This is a genomic window from Clostridium hydrogeniformans DSM 21757, assembly GCF_000686705.1.
GTDB classification, from domain to species: Bacteria; Bacillota; Clostridia; order Clostridiales; family Clostridiaceae; genus Clostridium_Z; species Clostridium_Z hydrogeniformans.
Genome location: NZ_JMLJ01000027.1, coordinates 1 through 8567 on the forward strand (window position 1 = coordinate 1; position 8567 = coordinate 8567).

At 28.2% G+C, this 8567-nt stretch carries 6 protein-coding genes, 3 tRNA genes and 1 other annotated feature; all 9 genes read left to right on the forward strand.

The features are described 5' to 3' along the window. The first annotated feature begins 1 nt into the window (after nucleotide 1). The 9 genes from BR69_RS0113055 (at nucleotide 2) to BR69_RS0113095 (ending at nucleotide 8559) form a co-directional block, all read left to right on the forward strand. Nucleotides 2–78 (forward strand) — tRNA-Ile (locus tag BR69_RS0113055). Between the two features lie 5 nt (nucleotides 79–83). Next, nucleotides 84–159: transfer RNA gene (locus BR69_RS0113060), tRNA-Ala, on the forward strand. A gap of 134 nt (nucleotides 160–293) precedes the next feature. Beyond that, nucleotides 294–791 carry an HD domain-containing protein gene (locus BR69_RS0113065; RefSeq protein WP_027633580.1) on the forward strand — a complete coding sequence of 166 codons (498 nt, stop codon included), beginning with the start codon at nucleotides 294–296 and terminating at the stop codon, nucleotides 789–791. Nucleotides 792–804: 13 nt separating this feature from the next. Further along, entirely contained in the window at nucleotides 805–1317 is a 513-nt protein-coding gene (locus tag BR69_RS0113070) for a transcription repressor NadR (protein WP_027633581.1), read from the forward strand. A gap of 23 nt (nucleotides 1318–1340) precedes the next feature. Continuing rightward, complete coding sequence (locus tag BR69_RS0113075) at nucleotides 1341–4067, forward strand: UPF0182 family membrane protein (protein ID WP_027633582.1); 2727 nt, start codon at nucleotides 1341–1343, stop codon at nucleotides 4065–4067. 379 nt (nucleotides 4068–4446) lie between these two features. Then, complete coding sequence (locus BR69_RS0113080; protein ID WP_027633583.1) at nucleotides 4447–5841, forward strand: NAD(P)/FAD-dependent oxidoreductase; 1395 nt, start codon at nucleotides 4447–4449, stop codon at nucleotides 5839–5841. 13 nt (nucleotides 5842–5854) lie between these two features. Continuing rightward, a complete protein-coding gene (locus BR69_RS0113085) occupies nucleotides 5855–6226 on the forward strand; it encodes a DUF1667 domain-containing protein (protein ID WP_027633584.1) in 372 nt (123 codons plus the stop codon). A gap of 290 nt (nucleotides 6227–6516) precedes the next feature. After that, nucleotides 6517–6726 (forward strand) — a binding site (T-box leader). A 99-nt stretch (nucleotides 6727–6825) separates the two neighbouring features. Next, nucleotides 6826–8112 carry a serine--tRNA ligase gene (serS, locus tag BR69_RS0113090; protein WP_027633585.1) on the forward strand — a complete coding sequence of 429 codons (1287 nt, stop codon included), beginning with the start codon at nucleotides 6826–6828 and terminating at the stop codon, nucleotides 8110–8112. A gap of 356 nt (nucleotides 8113–8468) precedes the next feature. Then, nucleotides 8469–8559: transfer RNA gene (locus BR69_RS0113095), tRNA-Ser, on the forward strand. The last annotated feature ends 8 nt before the right edge of the window (nucleotides 8560–8567 follow it).

Genomic DNA, 8567 nt, shown 5'->3' on the forward strand with positions numbered 1-8567 from the left:
AGGATCTTTAGCTCAGTTGGTTAGAGCAACCGGCTCATAACCGGTAGGTCCGGGGTTCGAGTCCCTGAAGGTCCACCATAAATGGGGGTATAGCTCAGTTGGGAGAGCACCTGCCTTGCACGCAGGGGGTCAAGAGTTCGAATCTCTTTATCTCCACCAAAAGACATGAACATTAAGTTCATGTCTTTTTTATTTATTTTTAAGATTAACAATTTGTTTATTGAGAGTTAAGAGAATTAATATTAAAATAATATTAGTTTCAACAAATATTATTTCTAAGAAGGTAGTAGAATATGTTTCAAAGAATAAAACAATTTTATTGGGATATAACTTCAAAATTTAAATCTATAGATAGAGAATTTGTAGATAGATACTTATATGATGAGGATAAAGTTTTATTTTACCAACTAAAAAAAGCAGAGCAACATCATGTTATAAGAGTAGCTAAGAATGCTAAAAATAAAATTAATGAGTTAATCACTAATGTAGATGAAAATAAATTTATGAGAATATGTTTACTTCATGATGTTGGTAAAATAGGAGGGGACCTTACGGTTATAGACAGGTCAATTTTAGTTTTAGCCAATAAGCTTACTAAAGGTAAGATAAAAAAGTACACTAATATTAATAAGATATATGTATATTATAATCATGCTCACATAGGAGCGGATCTTTTGAAGAAAAAAGGATATGATGAGGATTTTGTAAAAACTATAAGGTATCATCATAGTGAGGGATATAGTAGAGATATTATGCTTAATATATTAAGAGAAGTAGATGATATAAGTTAGGGGGAATAATAATATGAATTCAAAAGAAAGAAGATTAGATATAATACGTTCTTTAAATCAAAGTCAACATCCTATAAAGGGATGCAAATTTGCAGAAGATTTTGAAGTCACCAGGCAAGTTATTGTAAAGGATATAGCTATACTAAGAGCAGAAGGCAATGATATAATAGCAACTCCAGAAGGATATGTTATGAATAGGAAAAATAATTTATTTAGAAGGATAATAGTTAGTAGTCATGAAAAACAAGACATAAGAAGTGAGCTTGAAAGTATAATAAAATATGGCGGAATAATTGAAGATGTGATCATAGAACATCCTTTTTATGGTGAGATAAAGGCAATGATGATGCTTAAAACGTTAGAGGATATAGATAACTTTACTAATGAATTTAATAACGCAGAAATAGCTCCCTTATCTGTATTAACTGGTGGGATTCATTTACATACTATAAGTGCAGAAAGTGAAGAGATATTAAATAAAATTGAGAAAGAATTAGGCGAAAAGGGATTTTTAATCTCTGACTAAATAATTTATTATGGGGTGAAGTAATGAAGAGAAAAAATTATATTGTAATACTAATACTGGTTGTACTAGGTATCTTATTATTTATAAATAGTATTGCTAAATTTGCTCTTAATATTCAATGGTTTAACAGCCTTGGATATCTTTCAATATACTTTACTAAATTAAAGGCGGTAATAAAATTTATGCTTCCTTTATTTATTATAAGTATTATAGGAATATGGATATATTATAAGAGCTTAAGGAAGAATTTTATAAGTGAACAAGGAATATATGAAATTAATAAATCTAAACGCAAGTTAGAAAAGAATGTGTTTTGGATATTAAACATTATTATATCCTTTTTTATATCTTATAGCACAGCAGATAAATATTGGAGTAGGATACTTCAGTTTACTAATTCAAAAACCTTTGATGTAAAGGATCCTATATTTAATAAAGATGTATCTTTTTATATATTTAAGCTTCCATTAATACAATCTATATTAAATGCTATAACTTCAATAATTCTTATACTTATAGTAATTACAGTAGTAACTTATGCTGTATTATTATTAAAAGATAAGGCATTAGGAATTAACTTTACTAGCAATGAGTCTAAGATTAAATATATGAGAAGTAAATTTACTAATTTAGCAGGAAAACAACTTGCTATTTTATTCTCTATAATGCTTATTTTAATAGCAGGAAGTTATATTTTAAAGGCGTATTATCTTGTTTATAGTCCAAGAGGAATAGCTTTTGGTGCTAGTTACACAGATATAAGGGTGACATTGCTTTTCTATAGATTAATTACTATTGTATCAATAATTTTTGCTATATTAGTTTTCATTAATGTAAGAAAGCATAAGTTTAAGCCCGTATTTATATCTATAGGAGTAATTATAGGACTTGTAGTGTTAGAGAATGTAGCAGCAATAGCAGTTCAAAGATTAGTTGTAAAAGCCAATGAAATGGATTTAGAGAAACCTTATATACAGCATAATATAAATTTAACAAGAAAGGCTTTTAACATAGATTCTATTGAGGAAAAGCCATTTAATGTGAAAAATGACTTAACAAAAGAAGATATAAAAAATAATAAAGATATATTTGATAATATAAAAATAAATTCTGTTAAACCAACATTAAATTTTTATAATCAGGTTCAAGTTATAAGATATTACTATAATTTTAATGATTTAGATGTAGATAGATATAAAATAAATGGTCAATATAATCAAGTATTTTTAGCACCTAGAGAAATTAACACAGATGCTATAGAGCCAAATACTTGGATAAATAGACATTTAAAATATACTCATGGATTTGGTATGGTAATGAATAAGGTTAACTCTGTAACATCACAAGGACAACCAGATTTTATTATAAAAGACATACCACCAGAAAATAGTACAGATATTAAGTTGGATAATCCAAGAATATATTTTGGAGAAAATACTAATTATTATGCTATAACAAATACAGATACAGAGGAGTTTGATGCACCTAAGGGTGGAGAAAATCAAACTAATAAGTATGATGGTGAAGATGGGGTAAAGCTTAATTGGATAAATAGAGTTCTTTTTGCTTTAAAGGAAAAAGATATTAATATCTTATTGTCTAAGGATATTAATAAAGATAGTAGAATGTTAATGAATAGAAATATAATGGATAGAGTAAAGACTATAGCCCCTTTCTTAGAGTATGATAAAGATCCTTATACAGTTATAAATAATGGAAAGATGTACTGGATGATAGATGCATATACAACATCTAATAAATTCCCATTCTCAGAGCCTTATAAAGATGTAAATTATATAAGGAACTCTGTAAAGGTAATTATAGATGCATATGATGGTACTGTAGATTATTATATTATAGATAACAATGATCCATTAATTAAGTGTTATGCGGACATATTTAAAGGCCTATTTAAAGATGTTTCTGAGATGCCAGAAGGATTTAAAGAACATTTTAAATATCCACAAGAATTATTTAAGCTGCAAAGTAAGGTATTAGAAAAGTACCATATGACAGATCCATATATATTCTTCAATGGAGAAGACTTATGGCAAGTATCTAAGAATGGATTAAACCTTACAGATAGCACTGTAAAAGAAGATGAAGATACCTCAGGTGAAATACCTTATATAGTAACAAGGCTTCCAGGAGAAGATAAAACTGAAATGGTAATGCTTGATTACTTCAATATGAAGAGTAAACAAAACATGGTATCTATATTATCTGCTAAAATGGATGGTGATGAGTATGGAAAGCTTACACTATTTAAATTTCCACCACAGAAAACTATATATAGTCCAATGTTATTTAATAATACAATAAGACAGGATGATTATATATCAAAGGAAATAAAGCTTTGGCAATCAAATAACTCTGATGTAATATTAGGGGAAACTGTAATAATACCTATAAATAACTCTTTATTATATGTAGAACCTTTATATATTGTAGCCAACAATTCCAGTGGTATACCTGAAATGAAGAGAGTTATAATGTACAATGGAGATAAGGTAGTAATAGAGGAAAATGTAGAAAAGGCATTAAATGCTTTATTTAGTGGAGGGATATCAAAGGATAATAAACCCAAAAATGAAGAAGATAAAGATAGTAAAAGTAATATAAATACAGACGCTGTAAATAAGGCTAAGGATCTTTATAATAAAGCAATAGATGCACAGAAAAATGGAGATTGGGCAAAGTATGGTGAATATATTAAAGAACTTGGAGATATTCTTAGCAATATAAAATAAACTTTAATAGTTAATAAGTATAAATTAAAAATAAAATTAGGCACAATTTTCATGTGCCTAATTTTATTGTATAAGTAGCTTAAATTGTTTTAATAGATAAATATTAGTATAGATGTAATTTATAAATTTAAATAATAGTGTAATTATTACTTAAGATAAGGCTAAGTTGTATAAAGCCTTAACTTATGTTAGTTCATAGCTTAATGGAAGTTATAATTACAGATTTTATACCTAAATTTAATGAAGTATAAATATAATAATTAAGTATATTAATAAATTCTAAGATATATATTTACTAATTATTTTATTACAATCCTTAATATGATAAAATTTATTACAGAAGTGATGATTAAGAAGTGAAAAGGAGGATGAATACCTCATGGATTATGATATTCTTATATTGGGTGGAGGACTTATAGGGTGTGCTGTAGCTTATGAGTTATCTAAGTATAATTTAAATATAGCCTTAATAGAAAAGGATTATGATATAGCAGATGATATAGCATTTATTAATACAGCTATAGTATATGATGGGATAGAAGCAGATGATGACCTTATGGCAAAGCTTGAGGTAATAGGTAATGGGATTATTGACAAGCTTAGTGACAAATTTGATATACCATTCAAGAGAATAGGATCTTTAATTATAGCAGAAGATGATAAACAAGTTGAAAATATAAAGAAGATATACAATAGAGCTGTGAAAAGAGGTATAAATGGAATAGAATTAATAGGTTCCGATAAAATTAAAGAATTAGAACCAAATATAAAATCAAAAGCAAAGATGGCTATATATTCAAATAATACAGGAGTTATATGTCCTTATGATTTAGCATTAGCTTATGCAGAAATAGCCTTTGATAATGGTGTTAATTTCAGATTAGAAGAAGAGGTCCTAGATATTCAAAAGTCTAGTAAAGGACTTAAGGTTACAACAAGTAAAAATAAGTTTACAAGTAAAATAGTCATAAATACAACTCCTTATGAAAGTTATGATATAGAAGAGGCCATAGATGGAGTTAAAGAACAAGAAAAGATAACTTATTTTGTTTTGGAAAAAGAGTATAAAGAGCATTTCAATCATATTATATATTCTACAGGAGAGAACAAGAATAAATTTTATGCTATACCATCACTAACAGGAAATACAATAACTGCAGTAAGTGGAAAAGAAAAGGTACATGTAAATGATGGAGTAGATAGGATATCAGAAGTTATTAGCGAAATAAATTTAGAGGGTGTAAATAACATTTATCATGATTACATATACAATGATATGATAATGGTAGAGGATTCAGATATAGAGAAAAGAGGATATATAAAAATAACAGGAAAAAACTTTAGTGAAGTAACTATAACACCAGCTATAGCCAATATGGTATGTGAAACAGTTATTAATAATTTAAAGTGTACTGAGAAAAAGAATTTTATAGATAAAAGAAGAGATTTTTATAGGTTTAAGGAAATGAATAATGAAGATAGAAATGAGCTTATAAAAATAGATCCTAGATATGCAAATATAATATGTCTATGTAATCAAGTAACTGAAGCTGAGATAATAGATAGCATAAGAAGGCCATTAGGAGCTAGAACTGTTGAAGGAATAAAAAGAAGAACAGGGGTTACATTTGGAAGTTGTCAAGGATCATATTGTTTAAGTAGAATAATTTCTATTTTGGCTAGAGAAACTAATAAGAAACTTACTGATATCGTAAAAGATTCTAAAAACTCTAAGATGATAAAGTCTAGAATAAAAGAATTTGATGAAGTATAAGGGGAGGGTTTGAATGTACAAGGCTTCTATATGTGAAGGGTGTCATAAGAGCTGCGTAATTCATATATATAAAGATAAAGATGATATAGATATATATGGAAATGAATGTGAAGTGGGTTTAGAATATGGAAAATTTAAAAGTAAGGAAGACAAAGAGATATTTACAACTATAATAAGAATAAAAGGATCTGAAAAGCATAAGGTGCTACCTGTAAAAAGTTCTCAAGAGATAGATAGATCTTTATGGATAGAGTGTTCTAAGGCTCTTAGTAGAATATATGTAGGACCACCTATAAGCTTAGGGGATATAATTTGCAAAAATATCTTAAATACAGGGGTGGATATAATAAGCTGTAGAACTATAGAAAGAGATAAAAGGGTTTAGTTAATTATATATTAAAACCTGTTTAATAGGGTTTTAAGTTTTAAAGTTAATTTATCCATCTGGCTAAAGCAAGGCAAGTCAATGACATCTTTAATGTATAAGTGAAGGACTTATATTAAAACCCTATAGATAAGCTTAAAGGAACTATATATTAATTGGAATAATGATTTTAACCTTGCACGTGAAAATCTAATTTATTTAGATGTTAGAAGTATAATTTATAGTATAAACTTTGTGTTGACACTAAACTTAGTGTATAATATAATGTATGATAATAAAATTGAATATATATAAAACTGTTGAAGAGGCTAGTATTAGGATAGTAAGTTTAAAGAGAGTTAGTGGTAGGTGAGAACTAACACTTATGTCTTAAGAATCCACCTCGGAGGGACTGTGATTAAGCAGTACGATAAAATCGTTAATATATTAAGAGAATTAGAATAATAGCAGTATTATTTTAATTAATTAGGGTGGTAACGCGGAGCCAATTCGTCCCTTATAGGGATGAACTGGCTCTTTTTTTATTTACAAATAAATAAAGCTAATAAAGCTACACCATAAAATACTTAAATTTATAAAAATCTTAAGGAGGAATATATATGTTAGATATTAAAAGATTAAGAAACAACTTAGAAGAAATAAAGATTCTAATGGAGGATAGAGGAGAAGATTTTGATTTAAATCAACTAGATGAAGTTCTAAAATTAGATGATGAGAGAAGAAGCATATTAGTTGAAGTTGAAGCATTAAAAGCTAAGAAAAATCAAGTATCTAGTGAGATTCCAAAGCTTAAAAAATCAGGAGAAAATGTAGCGTCTATAATGGAAGAAATGAAAAAAATAGGTGAAGACATTAAAAACTTTGATATAAAGTTATCTGAAATAGATGAAAAAATCAAAGAATTAATGTTTACAATTCCTAATGTACCAAACAAGGAAGTACCTAAGGGTGATACAGATGAAGATAATGTTGAAGTAAGGACGTCTTTAGAACCTATTAAGTTTGACTTTGAAACTAAGGCTCATTGGGATCTTGGAACAAGTCTAGATATATTAGACTTTGAAAGAGGCGGAAAGATAACAGGATCTAGATTTACTGTATATAAGGGCTTAGGAGCTACTTTAGAAAGATCTATAATAAACTATTATTTAAATACTCATACAAGAGAAAATGGATATGAAGAAGTATTTGTTCCATTTATAGCTAATAGAACTTCTATGACTGGAACAGGTCAATTACCTAAGTTTGAAGATGATGCATTTAAACTTGAAAATAATAATGACTACTTCTTAATACCAACAGCAGAGGTTCCAGTTACTAATATGTACAGAGACGAAATATTAAGCGGTGAATCTCTTCCAATAAAGCATGTTGCTTATAGTGCTTGTTTTAGAGCAGAAGCTGGATCAGCTGGACGTGATACAAGAGGACTTATAAGACAACATCAATTTAATAAGGTAGAACTTGTAAAGTTTGTTAAACCAGAGGACTCATACAATGAGCTTGAAAAACTTGTAAATGACGCTGAATCTGTTTTAAAGGGACTTGGACTTCCATATAGAGTAGTTAAGATATGTAAGGGAGATTTAGGGTTTACAGCGGCCTTTAAGTACGATATAGAGGTATGGATGCCAAGTTACAACAGATATGTAGAAATATCAAGCTGTAGTAATTTTGAAGATTTCCAAGCGAGAAGAACAAATATAAGATATAAGGAAAATCCAAAGGATAAGCCAAAGTTTGTACACACTATAAATGGATCAGGAGTAGCTATAGGTAGAACAGTGGCAGCTGTACTTGAGAACTTCCAAAATGAAGACGGAACTATAACTATACCAGAGGTTTTAGTACCTTATATGGGAACTGAGATTATAAAGAAAAGATAAATAAGATTAAGTCTAGTTGTGATGTAAAATTATAATTTAATACAATATGTATATCCATAATATATTAGATTACTTAAGGGTTAGATAGATTTTAATAATTCTTATAACTTTTTTAGGTATATTTATAAGGATATAGCTAATAAAAACATCTTAAATACCTTTAAGTCTTAGCTAAGGCTTAAAGGTATTTATATTACTAATGATATGGAGAAAATTCATAAAGGCAGTAAGGATTAAAGTTAATGGACTTAGATAAGTCATAGATTTATAAATAAAAATACATAAGTTATAAAATATATAAAAAAATAGTTGACACATTATGATAGCATTGATATAATTATATATGTAAATGACACGGAGAGATGGTCGAGTTGGTTTAAGGCACCGGTCTTGAAAACCGGCGTGCATGTGAGTGCACCGTGGGTTCGAATCCCACTCTCTCCGCCATTTTTTTT